The sequence below is a fragment of the Roseospirillum parvum genome (genome assembly GCF_900100455.1).
Taxonomy (GTDB): Bacteria; Pseudomonadota; Alphaproteobacteria; order Rhodospirillales; family Rhodospirillaceae; genus Roseospirillum; species Roseospirillum parvum.
The window spans coordinates 677,709-703,984 of sequence record NZ_FNCV01000001.1 but is presented as its reverse complement, the minus strand read 5'-3'; the positions used below and the strand labels follow the sequence as shown (position 1 = coordinate 703,984).

18 protein-coding genes and 1 tRNA gene are annotated in these 26,276 nt (G+C 69.5%); 7 read left to right on the top strand and 12 right to left on the bottom strand.

Translation table 11 applies throughout. The features are described 5' to 3' along the window. Positions 1-9 precede the first annotated feature (9 nt). Positions 10-2,490 (top strand): glycogen/starch/alpha-glucan phosphorylase, encoded by a 2,481-nt coding sequence (locus BLR95_RS02935; protein ID WP_092615093.1) that lies wholly within the window; start codon positions 10-12, stop codon positions 2,488-2,490. Positions 2,491-2,540: 50 nt separating this feature from the next. Here the strand turns inward: BLR95_RS02935 and BLR95_RS02930 are convergent, their stop codons facing one another. The 6 genes from BLR95_RS02930 to BLR95_RS02905 form a co-directional block, all read right to left on the bottom strand. Beyond that, on the bottom strand, positions 2,541-2,966 hold the full coding sequence (locus BLR95_RS02930; RefSeq protein ID WP_092615286.1) for a response regulator: 426 nt from the start codon (positions 2,964-2,966) through the stop codon (positions 2,541-2,543). Between the two features lie 121 nt (positions 2,967-3,087). Then, positions 3,088-4,389: a diguanylate cyclase domain-containing protein gene (locus BLR95_RS02925; RefSeq protein WP_092615090.1), complete on the bottom strand. Its 1,302-nt coding sequence runs from the start codon at positions 4,387-4,389 to the stop codon at positions 3,088-3,090. A gap of 242 nt (positions 4,390-4,631) precedes the next feature. Further along, positions 4,632-6,863, bottom strand: coding sequence for a type I secretion C-terminal target domain-containing protein (locus BLR95_RS02920; RefSeq protein ID WP_092615087.1), 2,232 nt, complete (start codon positions 6,861-6,863; stop codon positions 4,632-4,634). A 272-nt stretch (positions 6,864-7,135) separates the two neighbouring features. Continuing rightward, positions 7,136-8,527, bottom strand: coding sequence for a phosphoglucomutase/phosphomannomutase PgmG (pgmG, locus tag BLR95_RS02915; RefSeq protein ID WP_092615084.1), 1,392 nt, complete (start codon positions 8,525-8,527; stop codon positions 7,136-7,138). A gap of 26 nt (positions 8,528-8,553) precedes the next feature. Continuing rightward, complete coding sequence (locus tag BLR95_RS02910; protein WP_092615081.1) at positions 8,554-9,996, bottom strand: mannose-1-phosphate guanylyltransferase/mannose-6-phosphate isomerase; 1,443 nt, start codon at positions 9,994-9,996, stop codon at positions 8,554-8,556. A gap of 144 nt (positions 9,997-10,140) precedes the next feature. Further along, the gene (locus BLR95_RS02905; RefSeq protein WP_092615079.1) at positions 10,141-10,791 is read right to left on the bottom strand and encodes a peroxiredoxin; all 651 of its coding nucleotides are present in this window, start codon (positions 10,789-10,791) and stop codon (positions 10,141-10,143) included. A 299-nt stretch (positions 10,792-11,090) separates the two neighbouring features. Here BLR95_RS02905 and BLR95_RS02900 point away from each other — a divergent pair, with 299 nt between their 5' ends. From BLR95_RS02900 to BLR95_RS02880, 5 genes are all read left to right on the top strand, one after another. Beyond that, a complete protein-coding gene (locus BLR95_RS02900; protein WP_092615076.1) occupies positions 11,091-11,885 on the top strand; it encodes a phosphodiesterase in 795 nt (264 codons plus the stop codon). A gap of 319 nt (positions 11,886-12,204) precedes the next feature. Beyond that, on the top strand, positions 12,205-13,020 hold the full coding sequence (locus BLR95_RS02895) for a substrate-binding periplasmic protein (RefSeq protein ID WP_092615073.1): 816 nt from the start codon (positions 12,205-12,207) through the stop codon (positions 13,018-13,020). Between the two features lie 124 nt (positions 13,021-13,144). Continuing rightward, the gene (locus tag BLR95_RS02890; RefSeq protein WP_092615071.1) at positions 13,145-16,945 is read left to right on the top strand and encodes a PAS-domain containing protein; all 3,801 of its coding nucleotides are present in this window, start codon (positions 13,145-13,147) and stop codon (positions 16,943-16,945) included. Further along, positions 16,945-18,069: an HD-GYP domain-containing protein gene (locus BLR95_RS02885; RefSeq protein ID WP_092615068.1), complete on the top strand. Its 1,125-nt coding sequence runs from the start codon at positions 16,945-16,947 to the stop codon at positions 18,067-18,069. The genes BLR95_RS02890 and BLR95_RS02885 overlap by 1 nt, the downstream gene beginning before the upstream one ends. A gap of 8 nt (positions 18,070-18,077) precedes the next feature. Then, on the top strand, positions 18,078-18,485 hold the full coding sequence (locus BLR95_RS02880) for a Rieske (2Fe-2S) protein (RefSeq protein WP_092615065.1): 408 nt from the start codon (positions 18,078-18,080) through the stop codon (positions 18,483-18,485). Positions 18,486-18,531: 46 nt separating this feature from the next. Here the strand turns inward: BLR95_RS02880 and BLR95_RS02875 are convergent. The 3 genes from BLR95_RS02875 to hemA form a co-directional block, all read right to left on the bottom strand. Then, positions 18,532-18,608, bottom strand: a tRNA-Met gene (locus BLR95_RS02875). 137 nt (positions 18,609-18,745) lie between these two features. Further along, entirely contained in the window at positions 18,746-19,294 is a 549-nt protein-coding gene (locus BLR95_RS02870) for a hypothetical protein (protein WP_092615062.1), read from the bottom strand. A gap of 432 nt (positions 19,295-19,726) precedes the next feature. Continuing rightward, complete coding sequence (hemA, locus tag BLR95_RS02865) at positions 19,727-20,938, bottom strand: 5-aminolevulinate synthase (RefSeq protein ID WP_092615060.1); 1,212 nt, start codon at positions 20,936-20,938, stop codon at positions 19,727-19,729. Between the two features lie 838 nt (positions 20,939-21,776). On the opposite strand from hemA, the gene BLR95_RS02860 reads away from it, so the two are divergent. Continuing rightward, entirely contained in the window at positions 21,777-22,604 is an 828-nt protein-coding gene (locus BLR95_RS02860) for a universal stress protein (protein ID WP_092615057.1), read from the top strand. Between the two features lie 15 nt (positions 22,605-22,619). Here BLR95_RS02860 and BLR95_RS02855 read toward each other — a convergent pair whose 3' ends face one another. From BLR95_RS02855 to BLR95_RS02845, 3 genes are read right to left on the bottom strand one after another with little or no spacing between them, the layout of a single operon-like run. Next, positions 22,620-23,513, bottom strand: a complete 894-nt coding sequence (locus BLR95_RS02855; protein WP_218119458.1) for an ABC transporter permease — start codon at positions 23,511-23,513, stop codon at positions 22,620-22,622. Next, the gene (locus tag BLR95_RS02850; protein WP_092615054.1) at positions 23,510-24,487 is read right to left on the bottom strand and encodes an ABC transporter permease; all 978 of its coding nucleotides are present in this window, start codon (positions 24,485-24,487) and stop codon (positions 23,510-23,512) included. The genes BLR95_RS02855 and BLR95_RS02850 overlap by 4 nt, the downstream gene beginning before the upstream one ends. After that, positions 24,484-26,268 (bottom strand): peptide ABC transporter substrate-binding protein, encoded by a 1,785-nt coding sequence (locus tag BLR95_RS02845; RefSeq protein WP_092615052.1) that lies wholly within the window; start codon positions 26,266-26,268, stop codon positions 24,484-24,486. Before BLR95_RS02845 ends, BLR95_RS02850 begins: the two co-directional genes overlap by 4 nt. Between the last annotated feature and the right edge of the window lie 8 nt (positions 26,269-26,276).

Sequence of the window (26,276 nt, the reverse complement as noted above, 5' to 3'; positions counted from 1 at the left end):
GGCACGAGCATGAGGGAACTTTCCGACCGGGTCTCCACCGACAGCGCCCTGATCGACGTGGGCAGCGTGGAAGCCATCAAGGAGCGTCTGGTCAGCTACCTGATCCACACCGTGGGCGTCGATCCCGAATTCGCCGTGGCGCGCGACTGGCTGTACGCCACCGCCTCGCTGGTCCGCGGCATCCTGTCCGAGCAGTACCTGAACACCGCCCGGGTCGAGTACGACCAGGATGTGCGCCGGGTCTACTACCTGTCGCTGGAGTTCCTGACCGGCCGCAGCCTGATGAAGAACCTGTGGTCGCTGGGTCTGGTCGAACGGGTGCGCGAGGCCCTGAAGTCGCTGGACCAGGAACTGGACGAGGTGGCCGAGGTCGAGTTCGACGCCGCCCTGGGCAACGGCGGCCTGGGGCGACTGGCCGCCTGCTTCCTGGATTCCCTGGCCACCCACGCCTACCCCGGCTTCGGCTACGGCATCCGCTACGAATTCGGCATGTTCAACCAGAAGATCGAGAACGGCCAACAGGTCGAGCACCCGGAAACCTGGCTGCGCTACGGCAACCCGTGGGAGTTCGAGCGCCCGGCCATCCTCTTCCCGGTGCGCTTCGGGGGCCACATCACCTGCTTCAAGGAAGAAAGCGGCAAGACGGTCTGCCACTGGGTGGACACCGAGGACGTCATGGCCATGGCCTACGACGTGCCGGTTTCGGGCTTCGGCTCCGGGGTGGTGACCAAGCTCAGGCTGTGGTCGGCCCGGGCCACCCGTGACTTCGACCTCGATGTGTTCAACGCCGGCAGCTACATCGACGCGGTCAAGGACAAGACCATCTCGGAAAACCTGTCCAAGGTGCTCTACCCGGCCGACACCACCCTGATGGGCCAGGAGCTGCGCCTCAAGCAGGAGTACTTCTTCGTCTCCGCCTCGCTGCAGGACATCCTGGCCCGGCACTTGCGGCGCCATCACGACAACCTGGACGACCTCCACGAGAAGGTCGCCATCCAGCTCAACGACACCCACCCGGCGCTGGCCGTGCCCGAGCTGATGCGCCTTCTGATCGACGTGCACGGCTACGAGTTCGATCAGGCCTGGGACATCACCCGCCAGACCTTCAGCTACACCAACCACACCCTGCTGCCGGAGGCCCTGGAAACCTGGTCGATCAGCATGCTGGAAAGCATCCTGCCGCGCCATCTGGACCTGATCTACCAGATCAACCACCGCTTCCTGACCGAGGTGAAGCGCCACTTCCCGGGCCGCCCGGACATCCTGGGCCGGCTGTCGCTGGTCGATGACAAGGCGCGCCAGATCCGCATGGCCCATCTGGCCGTGGTCGGCAGCCACAAGGTCAACGGGGTGGCCGAGTTGCACACCCATCTGATGCGCCAGCACGTCTTCGCCGACTTCGCCGGCATGATGGGCGAGAAGTTCGTCAACGTGACCAACGGCATCACCCAGCGGCGCTGGCTGTTGCAGTCGAACACCCAACTCGCCGGCCTGATCAGCGAGGCCATCGGCACCGACTGGGTGACCGACCTTTCGCAGCTCCACCGCCTGGAACCGCAGGCCACGGACAGCGCCTTTTGCGAGCGCATGCAGGCCATCAAGCGGGCCAACAAGGAACGTCTGGCCGCCCTGGTCGAGGCGCGCACCGGCGTGGTGCTCGACCCGGCGGCGATGTTCGACGCCCAGGTCAAGCGCATCCACGAATACAAGCGCCAGCTTCTGAACCTGTTGCACGTGATCGTGCTGTACAACCGGATCAAGGACGGCAACCCGCCGGCCCACCCGCGGGCCGTGCTGATCGCCGGCAAGTCGGCCCCCGGCTACTACATGGCCAAGCTGATCATCCGCCTGATTCACGACGTGGCCGACGTGGTCAACAACGACCCGGCCATCGAGGACCGGCTGAAGCTGGTCTTCATCCCCAACTACAACGTCTCCACGGCCGAGGTGGTGATCCCCGGCAGCGACCTCTCCGAGCAGATCTCCACCGCCGGCATGGAGGCCAGCGGCACCGGAAACATGAAGTTCGCGCTCAACGGCGCGCTGACCATCGGCACGCTGGACGGGGCCAACATCGAGATCAAGGACGCGGTGGGCGACGAGAACATCTTCATCTGCGGCCTGACCGCCGAGGAAGTGGCCGAGAAGCGCACCCTGGGCTACCACCCGTGGGACTTCTACAACGGCAACGCCGACCTCAAGCGGGCGGTCGACCAGATCGGCGGCGGCTTCTTCTGCCCGGACGATCCGGGGCGCTACCAGCCGGTGGTCGACAACCTTCTGCGCAACGGCGACCACTACTTCGTGATGGCCGATTTCGCCAGCTATGCCGAGACCCAGGCCCGGGTCGAGGCGGCCTATGGCGATCCCGAGGCGTGGACCCGCATGGCGGTGCTGAACGTGGCCAACATGGGCATGTTCAGTTCCGACCGCTCGATCCACACCTACGCCAAGGACATCTGGCGCATCAAGCCGCTGAAGCAGGCCTGATCCCCCTCCCGGCGGCCCTGGATCACCGGGGCCGCCGAGGGCTGTGCAGGTCAGCGCCGGGGCAGTCGGACCAGCGACGACCAGTAGGATTCGATGCCCTTGACCACCTCGATGAAGCGGTCGAAGTCGACCGGCTTCACGATGTAGCAGTTGGCGTGCAGGTCATAGCTGTGGCTGATGTCGGTCTCGGCCTGCGAGGTGGTCAGCACGATCACCGGAATACGCCGCAGGGCCGGATCGTTCTTGATCTCGGCCAGCACCTCGCGGCCATCCTTCCTGGGCAGGTTGAGGTCGAGCAGGATCAGGTCCGGGGCGCGCCGGTGGCTGCCACCGCCCGTGCCCTCGCCGCGCAGGAAGGCCAGGGCCTCGATGCCATCCTGGACGATGTGCAGGCGGGTGGCGATGTTGCCTTCCTTGAAGGCTTCCGAGGCCAGCCGGGCGTCGCCCGGGTTGTCCTCCACCAGCAGGATGTCCAGCCCGTCGGTCACGTCGTTGCTCTTTCCCGGTTCGGCGGGCCCCCAGGCGCCCTGCCCGCCCACTCTTTCCGGCCCACTATGCCCGGCGATGGCGGCGCCGTCCAGGCATCCGCGGCACGGCTCAGGCGGCGTCTCGGCCGGCGCTGGCGAAGGTGTTCTTGCCGGCCCGCTTGGCGCGGTACATGGCGTGGTCGGCGGCGCGCAGCAGGGCTTCGCCGTTGCTGCCGTGCTCCGGGGCCAGGGCAATGCCCACGCTGCCCGAGATGCTCACCTCATCCTCGCCGATGGTGAAGGCACGGGACAGGCTGCGCACCACCTTGCCGGCCACCGTTTCGGCGTCGGCCAGATCGGCGATGCGGGTGAGCAGGATGGTGAACTCATCGCCGCCCAGGCGGGCCACCGTGTCGGAGGTTCGCACGGCGCGGCGCAGACGGTCGGCGACCTGGCGCAGAAGCTCGTCGCCGGCGTCGTGGCCCAGGGTGTCGTTGACGTCCTTGAAGTGATCCAGATCGACGAACAACAGCCCGACCCGCCCCACGTCGCCGCGCCGCTCGCCGTGGGTCAGGGCTTCCAGGATCTCGGCCAGCAGGGCCTCGAAACGCGGCCGGTTGGGCAGTCCGGTCAAGGCATCGGTGGTCGCCCGGCGGACCAATTCGGCCTCGTGACGCTTGTGGTCGGTGATGTCGGTCAGCACCGCCACATAGCCGGCCACGGCGCCCATCGGGTCGCGCATGGGGTTGACCCGGACGAGGGCGGGAAAGGTGGCCTGATCCTTGCGCCGGGCCACCACCTCGCCATCCCAGCCGCCGCGCTCGGCGACCCAGCCCAGGATGCGGGTCAGACTGGGCCCCTCCACATGCCAGCCGTCCAGATCACCGGCCGACAGGCCGACCACCTCGTTGCCCTCGAAGCCGGTGAGGCGGGTGAAGGCCGGATTGACCCGGGCCACCTGGAAATCGTGATCGAACACCATCAGCCCGCTGTCGGTATAGCGGAAGGCGGCCTCGGCCTGCATCAGACGGCGGGCCAGGGTGTGGCGCTCGATGGCGTAGCGCAGGGCGCGGCGGATCAGATCGCCCTCGGCGCTGCCCTTGACCAGATAGTCCTGGGCGCCGCGCTTGACCGCTTCCAGGGCCAGATCGTCGTCGCCGGTGCCCGACAGCACGACAATGGGCAACTCCGGATGGGCCCGCCGCATGCGGTCGACGGTGTCCAGGCCCAACGAGTCCGGCAGCGACAGATCAAGCAGCACCACGTCCACCGGCGCGGCGTCAAGCCGGCCCAGCGCCTCGCCCAGGGTGGGGGCGTGGACGACCTCGAAAGGCTCGCCCCCGGAGGAGGCAAGCAGGATCTCGATCAGGCGGGCATCACCGGGATTGTCCTCGACCAGGAGGACGGACCGTCGACGGGAAGGATCACGCATCCGAGATAGCACGGCCCCTAAAGCGGGAGCTCCTTGGTGGGCATTTTAGGTTAATTTTATGAGACCCACTCTAGACGATCCAGGGTCGCCTGTCGCGGATAATTGATCCGGCCCGGGACCCCGAACAGACGACCCCCGCCCCGGTATTCCGGGGCGGGGGCCGCTGTGGCCGGTCCAGGGCGGGGCTGTCAGGGGGCCGCGAAAACCCCACCCGGACCGGTCACCTCTGGTTGTCGGGTGGATCAGCCGATGGGGTTGTCCACGTTCTGGTTGGCCTGGACCATGGCCGCGAAGTCGGCGTCGGTCATGCCCTCGACGGTGAACGATGCGTCCGCGCACCCCTTGTCCAGGGTGTCGATGGTCACGACGCCGGTCGCCTCGTTGAAACCGGCCGTGAACTGGACCCCGCCCTCGGGATCGAAGCCGGGATCGAGGGCCTCGAACAGGGCGTCGAGGTCGAGCCGGTCGCCCTCGGCGGCATTGAAATCGGCCACCGTGTCGCCGAAGCCGACGACGAAGGTGTCGGGACCGGCGCCGCCTTCCAGGGTATCGCGCGAGTAGAGGTCGCCCATGACCACGTCATAGCCCTCGGTGGTGCCGGACAGAACCACATCGTCCAGGCCGATCGGCGTGCTGCCATACTCTTCGAACAGCTCACCCCCGCCGATGCGCAGCGAGAAGTCGATGGCCAGGGTCTGGCCGCTGGCGTCGGTGGCCAGGATGGCGTCCTCGATGTCCAGGTCGACGAAGCTCGGCAGATACCCTTCGACCATTTGACCATAGCCCTCTTCGTCGGCGAAGAAGTCGGCCGGCAACACCGGAGCCTGGAGGGTGAAGGTGTAGGTGCCGTCGCCGTTCAGCTCGATGGTGAAGGCGTCGATCGACAGACTGGTCGGCGCGCCCTCGCCGTCCGGCGACAGGGTCAGGTCGACCACGCCCTTGAGGGTGGTGGCGTCGACCCAGCGCAGGATCACCGGCGCGCCCTCGGCGAACGGCACCAGCAGATTGGTGGGTTGGCCGTCGACCGCCCGCGCAAAGCTCAGGCCGTCGCCGACCGGGGCGTCGGTGCCATAGTCGACCTCGGGGATCAGCCCGACGATCTGCGTCCTGGGCACGCTCTCCTCGCACGTCTGCCGGAGCTGGCGGGCACCTTCTTCCTGCTGGCTGAAGGTCTGGGCAATCTGCTCGAGGAAGCTGTAGATGGTCTCCTCGCCCTGCTCGATCACCCGGCCCAGGGTCTCCGGGTCCCCGGCGTCGGTCCAGGTGATGGTCACCTGAACGTCGCTGAAGTCGCGGTCGCCGCCATCGGTCAGGTCTTCCCAGGTGCTGGGCGTGGCCATCGGCTGGCCGGTCCCGGCGAAATCCTCAAGGAGCAGATCGTTGATGAAGTCCTCGCGGGACTTGCCGCCGCCCACCTGGTCGTCATTGTTGTAGTCGGTGCCGCCGCCGACGCGGAACTCGTAGCCCTCGTTCAGCCCGGGGTTGTCGAACAGGACGAAGGGATAGGTCGTGCCCTCGCCCGCCATGTTGCGGCGATCGAAGCCGTCCAGCGGCTCGCCGTTCAGGGTGGCGACGAAGCGGCCGTCCATCTCCACGAACTCGATGCGGGCGCCATCGACCAGATCGTCGTTGCGGCTGTTCTTGCGCTCGCCGTCGGGGATGATGAAGAAGCCGATCTGATCCTGGCTGTAGCCGGCCAACTGGAAGACGGCGCCGAAATTGTCGTTGGAGGCGTCGGCCCAGATGATCTGACCGCTGGTCGGGTTGCCATCGGCGTCCTTGACGTAATAGCCGAAGGTGTTGTGGTAGCCGGCCTCGCCGTCGAAGTTGGTGACGGTCAAAAGCTGGGTGGTGGACTCCGGCGCGTCGGTCAGGTCCTCCACCTCGGCGTCGCCGGTCGGGGTCACTTCCTCGTCGACGTTCTGGGGCGGCGTGAAGGCCAGATCCAGGTTGTCCAAAAGGTCGAGCTGCTCCAGCCCGTCGCCCAGGGCGCCCGGGTCGAAGGCCGCGAAGGCGGCCCCGCCGCCGCCGCCGCCGGCACCGCCGCCGGCCGCCGTGGCGACCGCGTCGGCATCAAAGCCGGGAATGGCGGCGATGACGTCGTCGATGGTGATCACCGCCCCGTCGGCCAGGCTGAGCGCCGGCGGCAGGCCGGTGTCGGCAAGCACGAAGAAGTCCTGCAGGACCACCTCGCCCTGCTCGGTGGACACCACCAGGCTCGGCCCCTCCTGGGCGAAGGAGACCTGATCGGCGGCGATGGCGTAGGTGGTGCCGAAGGTGGCCGGGACCACGGCGCGCTGGCCGGCGCCCGGCAGGGCCACGGTTTCGGTCACCGTCAGACCGGCGCCGCCCTCCAGCACCGCGCCCAAATCCTCGGGCGTCGCCTGGGCAAGCTCAGGGGCGAGTTCGGGGGTCGCCTGGCTGTCGGTCGGCCCGGCGGGGGTCTGGGGAGCGCTGGAGGGGGTGTCGGTCATCGGTCGCGTCCTGGACGGGGGGCGGAGGACGGCCTCGTGCCGACCTCCGGGCGGGCCCGGCGGCCCGCTGTGTTCTCACTGTCTCAATAGTGACATCCAGCCCTCCGGAGCCTCATCGCCCGTTTGAGGGAACCCCACCGAAAAAAAGGATATAGCCGACCCATCCAAAGGTCATAGGCGGGTCATCAAGTTGCGGATTCATCCGCTGACCTGCCCGAAAGTCATGGGTTCCGGTGGTTCGGTAGCGAAACGGTCGTGGCGCGGAAAGTGTTTCACCCAGGAAGGGTGAGACCGAGCCCCTCCAGGTACCCGGCCAGACGCTGGCGCACCTTGGCAAGCCGCCCGGGGTCGGCCGCCTCGGCGCGCGCCACCAGCACCGCCTGGGTGTTGGAGGCACGCAGCAGCCACCAGCCGTCCAGATCGGCCTCGCGCACCCGGACGCCGTCGATCTCGACCATCTCCGCCCCGGCGGCGCGCAGCCGTTGGCGCACCGCCTCGACCACCTCGAACTTGGTCTCGTCGGGGCAGTCGATGCGCAACTCCGGGGTGTTGACCGGGCTGGGCAGGCGGGCGAAGCGCTCGGCCGGGGTTTCGTCCAGCCGGGCCAGCACGCCGAGCAGACGGATCGCCGCATAGAGGGCATCATCGATGCCCAGATAGCGGTCGGCGAAGAACAGGTGGCCGCTCATCTCGCCGGCCAGCGGGGCGTCGATCTCGGCCATCCGGGTCTTGATCAGCGAATGCCCGGTGGGGGCCATCACCGGCTGCCCGCCGAGGCGGGCGATCTCGTCGAACAGCACCTGACTGGCCTTGACGTCGGCGATGATCGGGGCGCCGGGGTGGACCTTCAGCACGTCCTCGGCCAGCACCTGCAAAAGCTGGTCGCCCCACAGGATGCGCCCCGTGCCGTCGACCACGCCCAGGCGGTCGCCGTCGCCGTCGAAGGCAATGCCGAGGCACGCCCCCTCGGCCTTCACGGCGGCGATCAACTGGGCCAGGGTCTCGGGGTCGGTGGGGTCCGGGTGGTGGGCCGGGAAGGTGCCGTCAATGGTTTCGTTGAGCAGCACATGGCGCCCCGGCAGGCGCTCGGCCAGCGCCGCCATGACGTCGCCGGCGGCCCCGTTGCCGGCGTCCCAGACCACCGTGAAGGCCTTGTCGCCGCCGTCCCAGTCGGCCAGCAGGCGTTCCACGTAGGGGCCGAAGACGGCCCGCTCCTCGACCTGGCCGCCGGGCCGGTCGGCCACCCCGGCGGCGGCCCGCCGGCCCAGTTCGACAATGTCCGGCCCGAACACCGGGCGGCTGGCCAGCAGCATCTTGAAGCCGTTGTGGTCGGGCGGGTTGTGGCTGCCGGTGACCTGGATGCCGGCCGCGCCCAGACCGCTCTTGACGGCGTAGTAGAGCATCGGCGTCGGCCCGCAGCCGATGCGCCGCACCTGGGCCCCGGCGGCACGCAGACCGTCGACCAGCGCCGCTTCCAGCTCCGGCGAGCTCAGGCGCCCGTCGCGGCCGACGCAGACGGTGGGCGTCGCGCCAAGCTGATCGGCGGTCCAGGCGGCGAAGGCGCGGCCCAGGGCCCGGGCATCGGCCGCCGACAGGGTGCGCCCGACCTCGCCGCGGATGTCGTAGGCGCGCAGGATGGTCGGTTCGAAATGGTGGGCACTCATGGGCAGCAGCCTTGTTTCAGCGGAACTCAGGCACGCCCGTAGGCGTCGTCGAAACGCACGATGTCATCCTCGCCCAGGTAGGGGCCGGACTGCACCTCGATCAGCTCCAGCGGCACCTTGCCCGGGTTCTCCAGGCGGTGATGGCAGCCCACGGGCAGGAACACGGACTCGTTCTCGCGGACCAGGAAGACCTCCTCGTCGCGGGTCACCTGGGCGGTGCCGTTGACCACCACCCAGTGCTCGGCGCGATGGTAGTGGGCCTGCAGGGACAGCCGCGCCCCCGGGTTGACGGTCAGTTGCTTGACCTGGAAGCGCTCGCCGGCGTGCAGCGACTGGTAGTGGCCCCACGGCCGATAGACCCGGCGCGCCTGCCGCACTTCCTGGCGCCCCTCGGCGCTCAGGCGCTCGACCACCCGGCGCACCGCCTGGGCGTCGCCGCGCGGGGCGACCAGCACGGCGTCGTCGGTGCTGACCACCACCAGGTCGCTGACCCCGACCACGGCGGTCAGCGGGCCGTCCGAGCGGACCAGACAATCCCGGCTGTCCAACGCCACCACGTCGCCGAGCAGGGCGTTGCCCTCGGGATCGCGCCCGGCCAGGGACCACAACTCGGAAAAGGCGCCGACATCCGACCAGCCCAGAGCGGCTGGCACGGTCAGGGCGCGGTCGGTGGGCTCCATCACCGCATAGTCGAGCGAGATGGACGGCGCGGCGGCGAAGGCCTGCGGGTCGAGGCGCAGGAAACGCCCATCCAGGGTCTGCCCGGCCACGGCGGCGCGGGCGGCGGCCAGCACCTGGGGGGCGTGGCGCGCCATCTCGGCCAGCAGGTCGGCGGCGCGAAACAGGAACATGCCGCTGTTCCAGGCGTGGTCGCCGGCGGCCAGGAAGCGTTCGGCCCTCGCCCGGTCGGGCTTTTCCACGAAGGCGGCCACCCGGCGCACCGCCGGATGCCCGGGCAGCTCCGGGCCCAGATGGATGTAGCCGTAGCCGGTTTCCGGACGGTCGGGCAGCATGGCGAAGGTGAGCAGGGCGTGCTCGGCGACGGCGGCGGCGCGGGCCGCCTCGACCGCCGCCAGGAAGGCCTTGGTGTCGCCCACCACATGGTCCGAGGGCAGGACCAGCAGCACCGCCTCCGGGTCGTCGGCCTCGGCGACCAGGGCCGCCGCCGCCACCGCCGGCGCGGTGTTGCGGGCCACCGGCTCGAGGATCACCCGGCCCGGCTCGCGTCCCTGGTCGAGCAGTTGGCCGACCACGGTGAAGCGATGATCCTCGCCGGTGACGATCAGCGGCGGCGCGAAGCGGGCCGCGTCACCGACCCGGCCCACGGTCTCCTGAAGCAGCGTGGTCTTGCCGGCCAGGGCCAGGAACTGCTTGGGGTGCTGGCGGCGCGACAGCGGCCACAGCCGGGTGCCGGCGCCGCCGCACAGGATCACCGGCACCACCGGGCGGGTGCTGTTGGTTGCCGTCATGTCCGCTCCCCCGTTGCCTGATCGCCCCTGAAACGCGCGTGGCCGCCCCCGCCCCGGTGGGGGCGGCGGCGGCCTGATGCGTCGGACCGGTTCCCTGTTTAGCCTGCCCGGCGGCGCCGGGAAAGGGGCGGACCCGATCGAAGGTCAGAGGCTCTTGGTGCAGAAGTACCAGTCGACGCACTCGCCCTCGCCGCCGGCCATGCGCGCCGCGGCGGCGTCCATGTCCTTGGGCGGCGGCACGATCACCGGCTCGCCGGGCCGCCAGTTCTCCGGGGTCGCCACGCCGTGGGCGTCGCTGGTCTGAAGGCCGTCGAGCAGGCGCAGGAACTCATCGACCGAGCGGCCGTTGCTCATCGGGTAGTAGACCATGGCCCGCAGCACGCCGTTGGGATCGATCAGGAAGGTGGCGCGCACCGCCGAGGTGTCCGAGGCGCCGGGCTGGATCATGCCGTAGGCCTTGGCCACCGCCATCGACAGGTCGGCGATGATGGGGAAGCCGATCTTGACCCCGAACTTCTCCTCGATGTTGCGGCTCCAGGCGATGTGCGAGAAGGTCGAATCGATGGACAGGCCGAGCAGCGCGCAGCCGCGCTTGGCGAACTCTTCCTCGCGCTTGGCAAAGGCCATGAACTCGGTGGTGCAGACCGGGGTGAAGTCGGCCGGGTGCGAGAACAGGACCAGCCACTGCCCCTTGTAGTCGGCCAGGCGCCTCGGGCCGTGGGTGGTTTCGGCGTTGAAGTCGGGGGCCGGCTCGTTGAGGCGGGGCAGGCCGGGGGTGGCGACGGCGTCGGTCATCGAAACTCTCTCCTTGGATGGGGCCCTTTGAGGGGGCGTGTCTTTTGGTTGTTGCTGTAGCCGGTGGAGCTCAACCGCTCGTCGGCTGACGGGGCTCACCCTACGACCCACCCGACGCCCGGTCCAACGAGTAAATTAGAATTTTTTCATCTAAAAACCCGATCCCTGGCGGGGCCTCCCCGGCGCCGCTCCCACCCCGACATCTTGTGGCTTGCCCCGCGCGCCGGCTGCGCCATACTGCGCCCCGCCAAGACGCCACCGGGACAAGGTGGCCCGCCCGGGGAAGAGGCCGTTCCACCATGCGCATCGCCCAGATCACCGATACCCACGTCACCACGCCGGGAACGCTGGCCTTTGGCTGCGTCGACACCCTGGCCCTGCTGGCGGCGACGGTGGACCACGCCAACCGGATCAGCCCGGGGCTCGACGCCGTGGTGCTGACCGGCGACCTGACCGACATGGGGCGCAGCGAGGAATACACCGCCCTGAAACCGCTGCTCGACCGCCTCGCCGCGCCCTACTTCCTGCTCCCGGGCAACCACGACGACCGCGACGCCCTGCGCCAGGCCTTCGACGGCCACCCCGGCCTGGCTCCCCCGGGACCGTTCATGAACCTGGTGGTGGACCACTTCCCGGTGCGCCTGATCGGCCTGGACACGCTGCTGCCCGGGCGCCACGAGGGTCACCTGTGCCCGGCCCGGCTGTCGTGGCTGGAGGCTCGGCTGTCCGAGGCCCCGCAGCGGCCGACCATGGTTTTCATGCACCATCCGCCATTCGCCACCGGCATCGCCCACATGGACGAGATGATGCTGCTGCGCCCGGGCGACCTTCTGGCGGTGCTGCGGCGCCACCCCCAGGTACGCCATGTGGCGGCCGGGCATGTCCACCGGGCGGTGAGCACCGCCGTCGATGGCCTGGCCATGTCCATCGCCCCGAGCAGCGCCCACGCGGTCAGCCTCGACCTGGACCCCGATGCCCCGGCCACCTTCACCCTGGAGCCGCCGGCCCTGCGGGTGTTCGACGTCTCGCCGGCGGGTCAGGTGGTGAGCCACCTCAGCCCGGTCGGCGTGTTCGACGGCCCCCACCTGTTCTGACGCTCCGCGCCACGCCCCTCCATGCAGTCTTTCTGATTTGCTTGCCCTGCCCTCGGCCCTGACAGTCCTATTGAGTTGTTCCAGGTAAGATCGTGCAAAATCTCGAACACTGAAAGGGGCCGATTTGCCCTGATCACCTCCAGACTTTTCAAATCCCGCTTTTCAAACCCTCGAAGTGGGCCCACGTCGGCAGAAAATGCTCTAGGCGCCGCCTGTTCGCTGTGCCACACTTGGACAACTTTTGAAAAAGTACATCTCCGACTGGCTTGGCAAAACGTCAAGGGGAGGTGGCTGTTGCTTCGGGAAGGAGACCACCACGATGGTCCCGATCCTTCGCGCTCCCGTCGGCGCCCTGCTTCGGTCGCTGGTTCCGGGCGCCGCCCTGGTTCTGGGCGCTGTCCTGGTCTGGGCCGGTCCGCTCGCCGCCGAGCCCCTGGAGGTGCTCTACCAGCCCCGGGCCCCGTACTACGTGGAAACGGTTGGCAGGGACGGTCGCCTTGATGTGGGTGGGCTGGTCGGTGGCCCGGCCGGCCGGGCCCTGGAAGCGGCCGGGATCGAGGTCGGGTGGCAGCAGGCCCCGTTCAACCGGCAGATCACCCTGATCCGCACCAGTGATCAGCCGCTGTGCGCCCTGGGCTGGTTCGAGACCCCGGAACGCCGCCGCTTCGCCCGCTTCTCGGCCCCCCTGTACCGCGACCTGTCGCAGATCGCCCTGGCCACCGAGCCACTGCCGTCCGACACCCTGCGCGGCCTGCTCGGCCGGCCTGGTCTGCGCCTGGGCATCAAGCTGGGCTACTCCTACGGCCCCTATGCCGATGGCCTGATCGCCGCCACCGCGCCCGCCGTGGTCAGCACCTCGCAGGATACCCTGGGCATGTTGCGCATGCTGGTCGGCGGCCGCTTCGACCTGATGCTGATCTCGGCCGAGGAGGCCTCCGAGGTGTTGCGCACCTTCGAGGAGCGCCACCGGGTGATCAGCCACACCCTGAAGGACCTGCCCCCCGGCCAGTCCCGCCACCTGATGTGCACCATGGCCGTCCCCGAAGCCACCCTGACGCGGATCAATCGCGCCCTGACCCGCCTTGCCAACCACGCCGACAAGCCCCCCGTCGGATCGCGCGAGGCCACCCACTGAGGTCCCCACGCCCCAGCCCCACGCCCTCCCACGCCCCAGCCTCACGCCCCCCCTCGCCCCCCGGGGCCGACCAACCGGGCCGCCGCCCGGTCGCCTTCCGGCCGCCCCCTTCCCGCACCGGACCATGCTGAAAAGTCTGACCGCCAAGCTGATGATCGGCTTCCTCGCCCTGGTGCTGAGCACCATGGCCCTGCTTTTCGGCTTCCTCGAATACCGCTTTTATGCCTCCCAGCAGGCCGCCCTGGCCCAGGACATGCGGGCCTTCATGACCATCCAGGGGGCCACCCTGTCCGAGCCGCTGTGGGAATTCGACACCCCGCAACTGGAGGCGATGCTGGCCATCATGGCCCGCAATTCCATCGTCCGGCGGCTGGAGGTGACCGACCTGGGCGGCCGCACCCTGGCCGCCGTGGGGTCGCCGCCGGCCGCGCCGCCGGCCGCCCACCTGCACCACGAGGTGGCGATCAGCCACCAGGTCACCCCGGTGCGCAGCGAGCCGGTGGGCCGCCTGATCGCCACCTTCTCGGACGCCCAGATCCAGTCGACGGTGCGCGCCCGGGTGATCAGCGACGTGGTGGCGCTGGGCCTTCTGACCCTGATGCTGGCCTTCGGCTCGGTGGTCTCGGCGCGGCGCCTGCTCGGCCGGCCGCTGGCCCGCCTCGGCGCCGCCATCGAGCAGACCCGGAGCGGACGCCGGGTCACCGTGGACTGGGGCAGCGACGACGAACTGGGCCGGGTGATCGCCGCCTTCAACCAGATGCAGACCGACCAGATCGCCGCCGAGGCGGAGATCGCCCGCTACCGCAACCACCTGGAAAGCCTGGTCCGCGAACGCACCGCCGAGTTGGAGGAGAAGCGGGCCATCCTGCAGACCGTGCTCGATGCCATGGAGCAGGGTCTGGTCGCCTTCGACAGCGACCTGAAGCTGGTCGCCTGCAACCAGAACTTCCTCGACATCCGCGACTATCCGGCCGAGCTGGCCGTCCCCGACACGCCCTTCGAGGCCTTCATGCGCCACGACCTGGAGCGCGGCGAGTTCATCGACGGCGATGACGACCCCGAGGCCATGCTCCAGGCGCTGATCGCCCAGGCCCGCCGCTTCCAGCCCCACAGCTTCGAACGCAAGCGCGGCAACGGCCGTTTCATCGAGGTCCGCGGCGGGCCCATCCCGGGCGGCGGTTTCGTCAGCACCTACACCGACATCACCGAGCGCAAGCGCACCGAACAGGCCCTGAAGATCGCCCTGGAGGACAACCGGCGGCAGACCGAACGCTTCCGCAACCTGACCGTCAACCTGCCGGCGATGGTTTTCCAGTTCGTGCCCCTGGCCAGCCTTGAGGCGCACCACCGAAGCCCTGGCGAGACGCTGATCCACATCTTCTACGCCAGCCCCTACATGCTGGACACCTTTGGCGTCGCCGAGGACGCCGGCCCGGAAACCCTGACCGAGGTGTTCCACGACCGGGTTCACCCGGAGGACCGCGAGGTGGTCGAACGGACCCTGACCGAGGTGCTGACGACGCGCGGCTTCTGGTACCAGACCTTCCGCATCCTGACCCCCGAGGGCGAGACGGTGTGGCTGGAGGTGGCGGCCCGGGCCTACGAACGTCCCGACGGCAGCGTGCAGTGGGACGGCCTGGGCCTGGACATCACCAAGCGCCGCCAAGCCGAGAACGATCTGGCCCGGGCCCGCGATGCCGCCGAACGGGCCCGCCAGCAGATCACCGACATCTCCAACACCGTGCCGGTGGCCCTGTTCCAGTTCCGCCGCACCTCGGACGGACGTACCTACTATTCCTTCGTCAGCCGCAAGGCGGCCGACCTGCTCGGCATGACCTCCGACCAGTTGATGGCCGACCCCGAAAGGCGCTGGCAGCAGGTGGCGCCGGAAGACCGCGCACCGATCAAGGAGATGGACCAACAGGCCATCCGGGACGGCAAATCAACCAGTTTCGAGTTCCGCCACCGGTCACGGGGAGAGGAGCGCTGGATCGCCGTGGAAACCTTCGCCCAGGCGATCAGGGACGGCTCGGTGGTGTGGAACGGCTACTGGCAGGACATCACCGACAAGAAGATGGCCGAGCTGCAACTGGAACGGGCCAAGGAGCTGGCCGAGGAAGCCAGCCGCCTGAAGAGCGACTTCCTGGCCAACATGAGCCACGAGATCAGGACCCCCATGAACGCCATCCTGGGCATGGCCCATCTGGCCCTGGACAGCGACCTCAGCGGGCGCCAGCGCGACTACGTGGAAAAGATCCAGAAAGCGGCCCATGCCCTGCTCGGCATCCTCAACGACGTTCTCGACTTCTCCAAGATCGAGGCCGGCAAGCTGAGCATGGAAACCGTCGATTTCGATCTGGCGGAGGTGCTCGACACCCTGGCCACCCTGTTCGAGCACCGGGCCCAGGACAAGGGCCTGTCGCTGACCATCGAGGCCGCCCCCGGGCTGCCCAGGGTGCTCGCCGGCGACCCCCTGCGGCTCGGCCAGGTGCTGACCAATCTGGTCGGCAACGCCCTGAAGTTCACCGACAGCGGCGGCGTCACGGTGCGCCTGGAGCGCCTGCCCGACCCCGACCCCGGGGTGGTGCTCGTCAAGGCGATGGTCAGCGACACCGGCATCGGCCTCAGCGAGGAACAACAGGGCCGCCTGTTCCAGGCCTTTTCCCAGGCCGACAGTTCGACCACCCGGCGCTATGGCGGCACCGGGCTGGGGCTGTCCATCTGCAAGCGCCTGGTCGAGCTGATGGGCGGCACCATCTGGGTGGAAAGCCAACCCGGCGCCGGCAGCACCTTCGCCTTCACCCTGCGTCTGGCCCCGGCCCGCAGCAGCCGCCACCCGGGCGCCCCCCCGGTCGGTTCAGCCGACACCACCCGCCTCGGCGGCCAGCGGGTGCTGCTGGTCGAGGACAACCCGACCAACCGCGAGATCGCCGTCGCCCTGCTCGGCAAGGTGGGAATCAGCGCCGACACGGCGGCCAACGGCCGCATCGCGCTCGACATGCTGAAGGACAGCCCCGATCCCCTGCCCTGGCAGGCCGTGCTGATGGACCTGCAGATGCCGGAAATGGACGGCTGGGAGACGACCCGCCGGTTGCGCGCCAACGAACGCTTCGCCGACCTGCCGATCATCGCCATGACCGCCCACGCCATGGCCGAGGAACGCCAGCGCACCACCCGGGCCGGCATGGCCGGCCACATCACCAAGCCGATCGACCCCAACGTCCTCTATGCCGTGCTGGCCGGGGTGCTGCCAGCGGGCGAGGCCGCCCCGTCGGCGCCCGCCGCCGTCCCAACGCCCGATCCGCCCGACGGCCTGCCCGCCATCCCCGGCTTCGACACCGCCCAGGGTCTGGCCCGGATGGGGGGCGACCTCGACCTTTACAGGAAGCTGCTGCGCCGTTTCGCCCGCGAACAGGCCGACACCCTGGACGCCCTGACGGCCGACCTCGAAGCCGGCGACACGACGGCGGCGATGCGCCGGGTGCACACCCTGAAGGGGCTGGCCGGCAGCCTCGGCCACGGCGCCCTCGGCAAGGCGGCGGCGGCGCTCGAGGCCCGCCTCAGGGTGGCCCCGACAAAGGTCCACGACGACCCCGCCATGGCCGATCTGGCCGAGCACCTGAGCCAGGCGACCACCGCCATCGCCCTGGCCCTGCCCGGTGCCGAGGCCCGCCCCGCCCCGACCCCGACGGCGGCCGCCGACCCGGCCCGCGTCGCCGACCAGATGGCGCGGCTGGACAGCCTGCTGGCCGCCGCCGACGGGGCGGCGGTGGACCTCTTCGCCGAGTTGCGCCACGATCTGGCCGAGGCCCTGCCGGCCGACGCCCTGCACCGCCTGGGCGAGCACATCGACGGCTTCGACTTCGATGCCGCCCGCGCCGAGATCGCTCGTTTTCGCGCCCCGTCCGCCGGAGAACCCCCCTGATGGACGACACCCCGACCATCCTGATCGTTGATGACACCCCGGCCAACATCGCCATCATCAACACCGTCCTCAAACGCCACTACCGCACCCGCATCGGCACCGATGGCGCCAAGGCCCTGGAGCTGGCCCACGGCACACCGTCCCCGGACCTGATCCTGCTCGACATCATGATGCCCGGCATGGACGGCTACGAGGTGTGCGGCAAGCTGAAGGCCGACCCGGCGACGGCCGAGATTCCCATCATCTTCCTCACCGCCATGAGCGAGGTGAGCGACGAGACGCACGGCTTCGAGGTCGGCGCCGTCGACTACATCACCAAGCCCTTCACGCCGGCCGTGGTCGAGGCCCGGGTGCGCACCCACCTCGCGCTGACCCGGGCCCAGCATGCCCTCAAGGACCAGAACCGCCTGCTCGAGGAGCGGGTCGCCGAGCGCACCCGCGAGCTGGGCATGGTCCAGGACGCCACCATCCTGGCCATGGCCTCGCTGGCCGAAACCCGCGACAACGAGACCGGCAACCACATCCGCCGCACCCAGCACTACGTCAAGGCGCTGGCCGAGGAGTTGGCCAAGGACCCGCGCTTCGCCCCGGCGCTGCCACCGGAGGAGATCACCCGGCTCTACAAGTCGGCGCCGCTGCACGACATCGGCAAGGTGGGCATCCCCGACAGCATCCTGTTGAAGCCGGGCCCGCTGACGGCGGAAGAGTTCGAGATCATGAAGACCCACACCACCCTGGGCCGCGACGCCATCGCCACCGCCGAGGCGCAACTGGGCAACACCACCTCGTCGTTCCTGCGCCTGGCCCGCGAGATCGCCCACACCCATCAGGAAAAATGGGATGGAACCGGCTACCCGCAGGGCCTGAAGGGCACCGACATCCCGCTCTCCGGACGCCTGATGGCGCTGGCCGATGTCTACGACGCGCTGATCAGCCGGCGCGTCTACAAGCCGCCCTTCCCGCACGGGAAGGCGGTCGAGATCATCACCGAGGGACGGGGCCGGCACTTCGACCCCGATCTGGTCGACGCCTTCCTGCGCATCGAGGGGCACTTCGCGCGCATCGCCGCCCGCTTTTCCGACGAACCGGACGAAGTGGCGGACGTGATGGCGGACAAGGCCTGAGAAGGGTCATGGAAAACCCTGCCCAGTGGCCCGAGCACCCAGCCGCGCCAGCCCCCGGCCAGCGGCTGATCGCCCTGGCCGAGATCCCCGACGGCCAGGGCCGCGAAGTGGTTCTGCCCGCCCCCGAGGGCGGCAAACCCCTGCGCCTGATGGTCCTGCGGGTGGGCGATACTGCCCGCGCCTATGTCAACGCCTGCCGCCACTTCGGGGTGCCGCTGAACGTGCGCCCCGACCACCCCTTCGTCGATCCGGGCGACGGCAGCATCGTCTGTCAGGTGCACTACGCCCGCTACGCGGTCGAGGACGGCCGCTGTCTGGGGGGCGACTGCGAGGATCGGGGATTGGCGCCGGTGCCGGTATGCGTCCGCGACGGCCAGGTGTGCGTGGCCGCGATGCCAGGCCGCCCCCCGCCCTGAGGGCGGCGTGGCGGCGCGTCGTACCGGTGGGGATGGGGTGGACCCTTGGTAGCTGGGGGCGGGCTCGAACCGCCGACCTCGGCATTATGAGTGCCGCGCTCTAACCAGCTGAGCTACCCAGCCATTCCGTGGGGGCCCCGGATCAGGTTGGTTACCTTCGGGGCCGTCTACCAAGGGCGTCCGCGGCGCTGTTCGGGGGGCTGCCCCGGCCGCGGGAGAGGCCATATAGCGGGCCCGACCCAAGGGTGTCAAGAGCGCTGTCAGGCGTTCAGGGCGATCCGCTCGCGCAGGTCTTCCAGCCAGCGCAGACGGCTTTCGGCGCGACCGATTTCCTGGTCCAGCCACTCGCCCACGTAGCCTTCCTCGTCGGTGATGCGGGCCCGCAGGTCGATCAGCCGGTTGAGGCCGGTTTCCGAGGTCTCGACCAGAAGGTCGGCCTGGGCGATGCGGTCTTCCGGCTCCAGCAGGTGCAGGAAGCGGAACTTCAACGCACTGATCAGCTTGGACAGGTCGCTGGCCGGGCGCAGCGGGGCGGTCATCAGGTGGCGGAACTCGGCCCGCCCGGCCTCGCTGATGGTCAGCAGGGCATTGTCTTCCATGCCCGCGCCATCGACCGAGTCGACCAGCCCCTCGAAGCGCAGAAGCTCAATCGAGGTGCCGAGCAGGTCGAGCGACGGGCCGGTGATGCGCGAGATGAAGTTGCGCACGCTGGAGGCCAGATCGGCATAGTGCATCGGTCCCTGGGCAATGGTGCCCAGGGCGCACAGGCGGACCGCTTCGCGGGGGGTAAGGGTGTTATCGGCGTACATGGCCCCTGGTTGACAAGCTCCCCACCGCCCGGGCGGGGATCGTGGCGGCCGGATGGCGGGAACGCCCCGGGAGGGGGCGCCGTTTCAGGGGGATGGTACCCCGGGCCGGGGATATAGGCCAGAGCGGCCTTGGCGTCCAGACCACTCGGCCGAGCCAGAGCAGATCGTGCGAAATGTGAATCGCGGAGCGCTTCAGATTTCGCACGATCGGCTCTAGATTTTAGGTGTAGAGCCGATTTGAGCCAAAAATCGGGAACCACCAAGTGGTTCCGATTTTTCGCTCCCGGCTCTAGGCGCGACAAGGAGGTTTCAAGCCGCCGGCGCGGAAACGGAACGGCCCCCCGTTCCGACAGGAACAGGGGGCCGTGGACGCGGGGGACCACCCGCGATGACGCCGGCGGCGGCGCGGAGACCGCCGACCGGGCGACGGGATCAGGCCGCCATCTGGATGCCCAGGCGACCCCACACTTCCATGAACGAGTCGACCAGATGATCCATGTCGGCGTCGGTGTGCAGCGGCGTCGGGGTAACGCGCAGACGCTCGGTGCCACGGGCCACGGTCGGGTAGTTGATCGGCTGCACATAGATGCCGTGATCGTTGAGCAGCATGTCGGAGGCCTGCTTGCACAGCTTGGCGTCGCCGACCAGCACCGGCACGATGTGGCTGACCGAGGGGATGATCGGGATGTTGGCCTCGGTGAAGCGGCGCTTCAGGGTGGCGGCGCGCTCCTGGTGGCGGAGGCGCAGGTCGTTGTGGTCCTTCAGGTAGCGCACGCTGGCCAGGGCCCCGGAGGCGACCGAGGGGGGCAGCGAGGTGGTGAAGATGAAGCCGTTGCCGAAGCTGCGCACGAAGTCGATCAGATCGGCCTTGCCGGCGATGTAGCCGCCGATGACGCCGATCGCCTTGCCCATGGTGGCCTGGATGATGTCGATCTCGTCGGCCACCCCGTCGCGCTCGGCCACCCCCGAGCCGCGCTCGCCGTACATGCCCACGGCATGGACTTCATCCAGGAAGGTCAGGGCGTTGTGGGCCTTGGCGCAATCGACGATCTCGCGCAGCGGGGCGATGTCGCCGTCCATCGAGTAGACGCTTTCGAAGGCCACCAGCTTGGGGTGCTCCTTCGGGTACTTGGCCATGCGCCGGTCGAGATCCTCCACATCGTTGTGCTTGAAGATCTCCTTGGGGGCGCGGGAGTGCCGGACCCCCTCGATCATCGAGTTGTGGTTCTTCTCGTCGGAGAAGATCACCAGATCGGGGATGCGCCCGCCCAGGGTCATCAGGGTGGTCATGTTGGCCACGTAGCCCGAGGTGAACAGCAGGGCCGAATCCTTGTTGTGCCAGTCGGCCAGCTCCTGCTCCAGCAGCACATGGTAGTGGTTGGTGCCGGAGATGTTGCGGGTGCCGCCGGCGCCGGCCCCGGTGGCCTTGGTGGCCTCGCACATGGCCCCGATCACATGGTCGCTCATGCCCATGCCGAGGTAGTCGTTGTTGCACCAGATGGTGACGTCGCTGACCTTGCCGTCGCGGTAATTGCGGGCCTTGGGGAAGGCGCCGACCTGTCGTTCGAGATCGGCGAACACCCGGTAGGCGCCCTCGCCGCGCAACGCCGACAGCCGATCAGCGAAAAAACGGTCGTAGTCCATTTCTGTCCCTCCCGGACCTGCTTGGTAACCTTGGGTGACCCGGCGCCCTTGCCCAGCAATCAGGAAGAGGCGGCCTGGCCTTCCATCCGTGGGACGGTGCGTCGCCGCTCCCGGCGCCCTTGCCGACCCTTCGCCGGTGCTTCCAGGCGGCGTCGGGGGCGGTGGCGCCCCATCGCGGGGGCGTGGCGTCACCGTCCGGTGACATTCTCGGCGTCACCATCCGGTGACATCCTCGGTCGCAAACCCGGTATCACGAAGCCGGTATCACGAAGCCGGTCTCGCGAACCCGGGGTCGGACCCTGGCCGGCTGCACGGCGCCTTGGCACGGGCCCAAGAGGTCAGCAAGACCCACCATCCAGACCCGTCGCGCTCCGCGTCCCATCCCCGGTCAGGACCCGGGCACCACCCTGTTGGACCATCAGCCCTGTTGGACCATCAGCCCACCAAAAGGGGTGGCGACCGCGGCGACACTGTAGGTCCAGGCGTCCCCCCAGGCCAAATAAAAAAGCAGTAAGGAGACCGCAATGTTGCGAGGGTCTTACCGTCGGGCGGACCGCTCGGGGCCGCGGTCCCGGGCCCGACGGGACGGGGCGGAGCGAGCCCGCCGACCCTTGTGCCAGGGGCAATTCCGGTAAGCGAGTCTGGGGGTTGCCACAACCCGCCTTCTTGGGCACCATCCGGCAGGCTCGGTTTCCCGCATGCGGCATCCGCTTCCCGCATGCGGCATCCGCCGTGGCATCCCCGCCGCGCGCCCCGCTCCGGTTCACCAGTTTCCACCAAATCCCCCCACCCCCTCCAGTTTCCGCCCCGCCCGAGTCTCCCCAGGAGAGTTGCCCCGATGCTGAAGGACATTCTGGTTCATGTGGATACCGGCAAGCACGCCCCGGCCCGTCTGGCCGTGGGTCTGGAGCTGGCCGCCCGGTTCGACGCCCACCTGATCGGGCTGCACGTCAAGCACCACCCGCACGTGCCCCAGTTCATTCTCTCCCAGCTCGGTCCCGAGGTGGTCCAGGCCCAGCGCGCCTACGCCGACGAGGCGGCCGAGGAAGCCCGACGGATGTTCGAGAAGCAGGCCAAGGCGGCCGGCGTCAAGTACGAGTGGCGGGCCGTCGGCGGCCATCTGGTCGATGTGATGTGCCTCAACGCCAAGTACGTGGATCTGGTCATCGCCGGTCAGGTGGACCCCGAACTGGAAGCCGTCGAGGGCGAGAACGAGCTGATCGACCATCTGGTGCTCGACGCCGGGCGCCCGGTCCTGGTGACCCCCTACATCGACAACGTGAAGAACCTGGGCAGCAACATCATGGTGGCCTGGAACGGCGGCCGCGAGGCGACCCGCGCGGTGGCCGACGCCATGCCCTTCCTGACCCGGGCCAACAAGGTCCACGTGCTGTCGGTCAACCCCGCCAACGGCGAGCACGGCGACGTGCCGGGGGCCGACATCAGCCTGCATCTGGCCCGCCACGGGGTGAAGGCCGACGCCCAGCATGTGACGGTGGACAACGTCGACCCGGGCAACCTGCTGCTGTCGCGCGCCGCCGACGAGAACGTCGACCTGATCGTCATGGGGGCCTACGGCCGCTCGCGGCTGCGCGAGCTGGTGCTGGGCGGCGTCACCCGGCACATCCTGCGCCACATGACGGTGCCGGTGCTGATGTCGCACTGAGGCGGGCAGCCCGCTTCAGTCGCCCCGGGGATCGAGCGCCTCGTGAAGGCCGTCGCCCAGGAAGTTGACGGCCATCACGGTGAGGAAGATCAGGCACCCCGGGGCGATCACCATCAGGGGCGCGGTCCACACCGTCTCCAGCCCGCCGCTCAGCATGTTGCCCCAGGTGGCCAGCGGCGGGCGGATGCCCAGGCCAAGAAAACTCAACGCGCTTTCCAACAGGATCACGTTGCCCACCGTCAGCGTGGTGGCAACGACCAGCGGCGCCGCCGCGTTGGGCAGGATGTGGCGCAGCACGATGCGCGGCCCGGGCACGCCCAGGGCCTCGGCGGCGCGCACGAACTCGCGGCGCTTCAGGCTCAGGGTGGCGGCGCGGACCAGCCGGGCGGTGGTCGGCCAGCCGGCCAGGGCGACCAGCACCACGATCCGCCCCACCTCGACCAGCGGCCCCATCCCCCACGACTCGGGCAGCACCCGGCCCGGGTCGATGGCCGCCAGGACGATCAGCAGCGGCAACAGGGGCAGCGCCAGCAGGCCGTCGGTGAAGCGCATCAGGGCGGCGTCCAGCCAGCCCTCGCGCCAACCAGCCACCAGGCCGATCAGGGCGCCGATCAGGCCGGCCCCCAGGGCCCCGGCGAGGCCGACCAGCAGCGACACCTGACCACCGGCGAGCAGGCGCAACAACAGGTCGCGCCCCAGATCGTCGGTGCCCAGGGGATGGGCCGGCGACGGCGGCGCCCCCCGGGCCAGCAGGTCGACCGCCTCGGCATCGGTGCCGAGCAGGGCGGCGATCAGCGGCCGGGCCAGCACCAGGGCGACCAGCAGCAGCAGCAGGGCGGCCCCCACCCCGGCCAGCCGGTGGCGCGCCAGCCGGGCCAGGGCGCGGCCGAGCGGACCCTGGACCCTCACCGTCCGTCCTCCAGGCCGATGCGCGGGTCGAGCAGCCCCAGGGCGATGTCGGCCAGCACGTTGCCGAGCAGAACCAGCGCCGTGCCCAGCATCAGGGTGGCCAGGGCCAGGGGATAATCGTTGCCCATCACCGCGTCGTAGGTCAGCTTGCCCATGCCCGGGTAGGCGAAGACGGCCTCGGTCACCACCGCCCCGGAGACCAGCAGACCCAGGTCCAGCCCGAGCAGAGTGACCACCGGCAGGCTGGCCAGCCGCAGGGCATGGCGGCGCACCACGGCCAGCCGCCCCAGCCCCTTGGCCCGGGCGGTGCGGATGTGGTCGGCCCGCAACACCTCGATCAGCGCCGCCCGCAGGTGGCGGGTGTACTGGCCCACCTGAAGGGCGGCCAGGGTGATGGCCGGCAGGATCAGATGGGCCAGGGTGGCGCCGATCCCGCTGCCCGGCGGCGCCGGTCCGCCGGCCGGCAGCCAGCCCAGGGTGACCGCGAAGAGCAGGATCAGCAGCAGCCCCAACCAGAAGGGCGGCAGGCTGATGCCGGCGAAGGCGACCAGATTGGCCAGGTAGTCGATCGGCCGGCGCGGCGCCATCGCCGCCGCCACCGCCAGCGGCACGGCCACCGCCAGGGCCAGCCCCAGGGCCAGCGCCATGAGCACCAGGGTGCGCCCCAGCGGCGCCATCAGCACCTCGCCGACCGGGGCGGCGAACAGCCGCGAAATGCCCAACTCGCCGCCCATCAGGCCGACCAGCCACTCGCTCCAGCGGACCAGCAACGGCCGGTCGAGCCCGACCTGGGCCTTCAGGCGGGCGATGTCGGCCGGGCTGGCGTCGGGGTTGGTGGCCAGCATCAGGTCGAGCGGATCGCCCGGCATCAGGTCGATCAGCAGGAACAGCAGGAACGACAGCACCACCATCACGGCCAGCGACTGGACCAGCCGCCCCACCCCGGGCAGGGCGCGACGCCAGGGGCTGGTCATGGATCGCCGCCCGAGCCGTCCAATAGCCCACCACCCGACCCGTCCAACGGCCCACCCGGGCCAATCCGCCAGTCCTCGACCCACAGGGTGGTCGGGTCCTGGTGACCGGTCGGCCTCACCCCCTCCAGCCAGCGCGGCAGGACATGGGTGTTGGCCCGGAAGTACAGCGGCAGGGCCGGCAGGCGCTCGGCATAGAGGGCCTGGAGATCCCGCCACAGCGCCGCCCGGGCGGCGGGGTCCAGTTCCACCTCCAGGGCGTCGATCAGGCGGTCCATCTCCGGGTTGGCGAAGCCGGTGTAGTTCTGCCCGGCCCAGCCGTTGTCGGCCGAGGGAATCATGGCCGAGTGCAGGGTGGTGCGCGGCACGTTGTCCGGCGAGCTGATCCAGGCGAACAGGGCCAGCCCCTGGAAGGTGCGCCGCGACAGCCCCTGGCCGAACAGCACCCGGGGCGGCTGGTTGTCGATCCTGACCTCCACCCCGATGGTCCGCCACTGGCTTTGCAGCACCTGCTGGACCAACTCGCGGATGCGGTTGCCGGCGGTGGTGGCCAGGGTCAGGCGCAGCGGCTCGCCGTCGGCATTGCGCCGCACGCCAGAGGGATCGGCATGCCAGCCGGCGTCTTCCAGCAGCACCTTGGCGCGCGCCGGATCGTACTGATAGTGGGGCACCCCCTCGGCGGCGTACATCGGGTCGAGCGGGCTGACCGGGCCGTGGGCCACCGGCTGGCGGCCCTCGAACAACTGGCCGGTGATCAGCTCGCGGTCGAGGCCGTACATCAGCGCCTGCCGCACCCTGACATCGCGCAGGATGGGGTCGTCCAGGCGCGCGTCCAGGTGCTCGTAGACCAGCCCGGGGCGATAGAGGAACTGGAAGCGATCGCCGTGGCGGCGCTCCAGGGCCAGCGCCTGATCGATGGTCAGGCCCAGCTCGCCGGCGATCATGTCGATCGAGCCGGAGAGCAGGTTGGCCTCCAGGGCGCTGGTGTTCTCGATGGCCTTGACGACGATGCGCCCGAAGACCGGCGGCTTGCCCCACCAGGTTTCGTTGCGCACCAGACTGACCGAAACCCCCGGCGTCACCCGTTCGACGCGGTAGGGCCCGAAGTACAGGCCCGGAGCCTCGGTGGTCCGCTCGTAGGCGCTCAAGGTGCGGTAGCGGGCCGGGTCGGCCTCGAAGCGGACCCGCTCGATGTGCGCCGGCAACACCTTGAAGTCGTTGAGGGCGTTGTATTTGAAGCTGACCCGGTCGAGATGCAGGGTGAAGGTGCGCCCATCGTGGACCTCCACCGCGCGGATGCGCCGGTACAGCTCGCCGTTGGTGATGCCGCTGTCCGGGTGACGCCCGACCTGCCACGCGAAAACCACGTCGCGGGTGCTCACCGGGATGCCGTCGCCCCAGCGCGCCCCCGCCTTCAGGGTGTAGGTGACGGCCATGCCCTTGCCGTCGCCGAGGCCCGACTCCTCGGGCGGGATGTCCTCAAGGCGCGCCCCGCCATTCTCCAGGGTGGGCAGCTCCTCGCACAGCAGGCAGACCAGGTGCCAGTCGGCATCGTAGGCGGTCAGCGGGCGCCGGGTCAGGCTCAGGATGTACTTTTTCGCCATCATGGCGTCGATGGCCGGGTGGAAGTTGCCCGGGAACTGGGTGATGCCGATGGTCAGCGTCGGCCCCTCCACCGGCTCGACCGCCCGCGCCGGCCCGCCGGCGACCAGCGCCCACAGGCAGACCCCCACCGCCACCAGACCCGCCGCTCGCCGAAAAGCCGTCCATACCCGGTTGATCATGGCTCCCG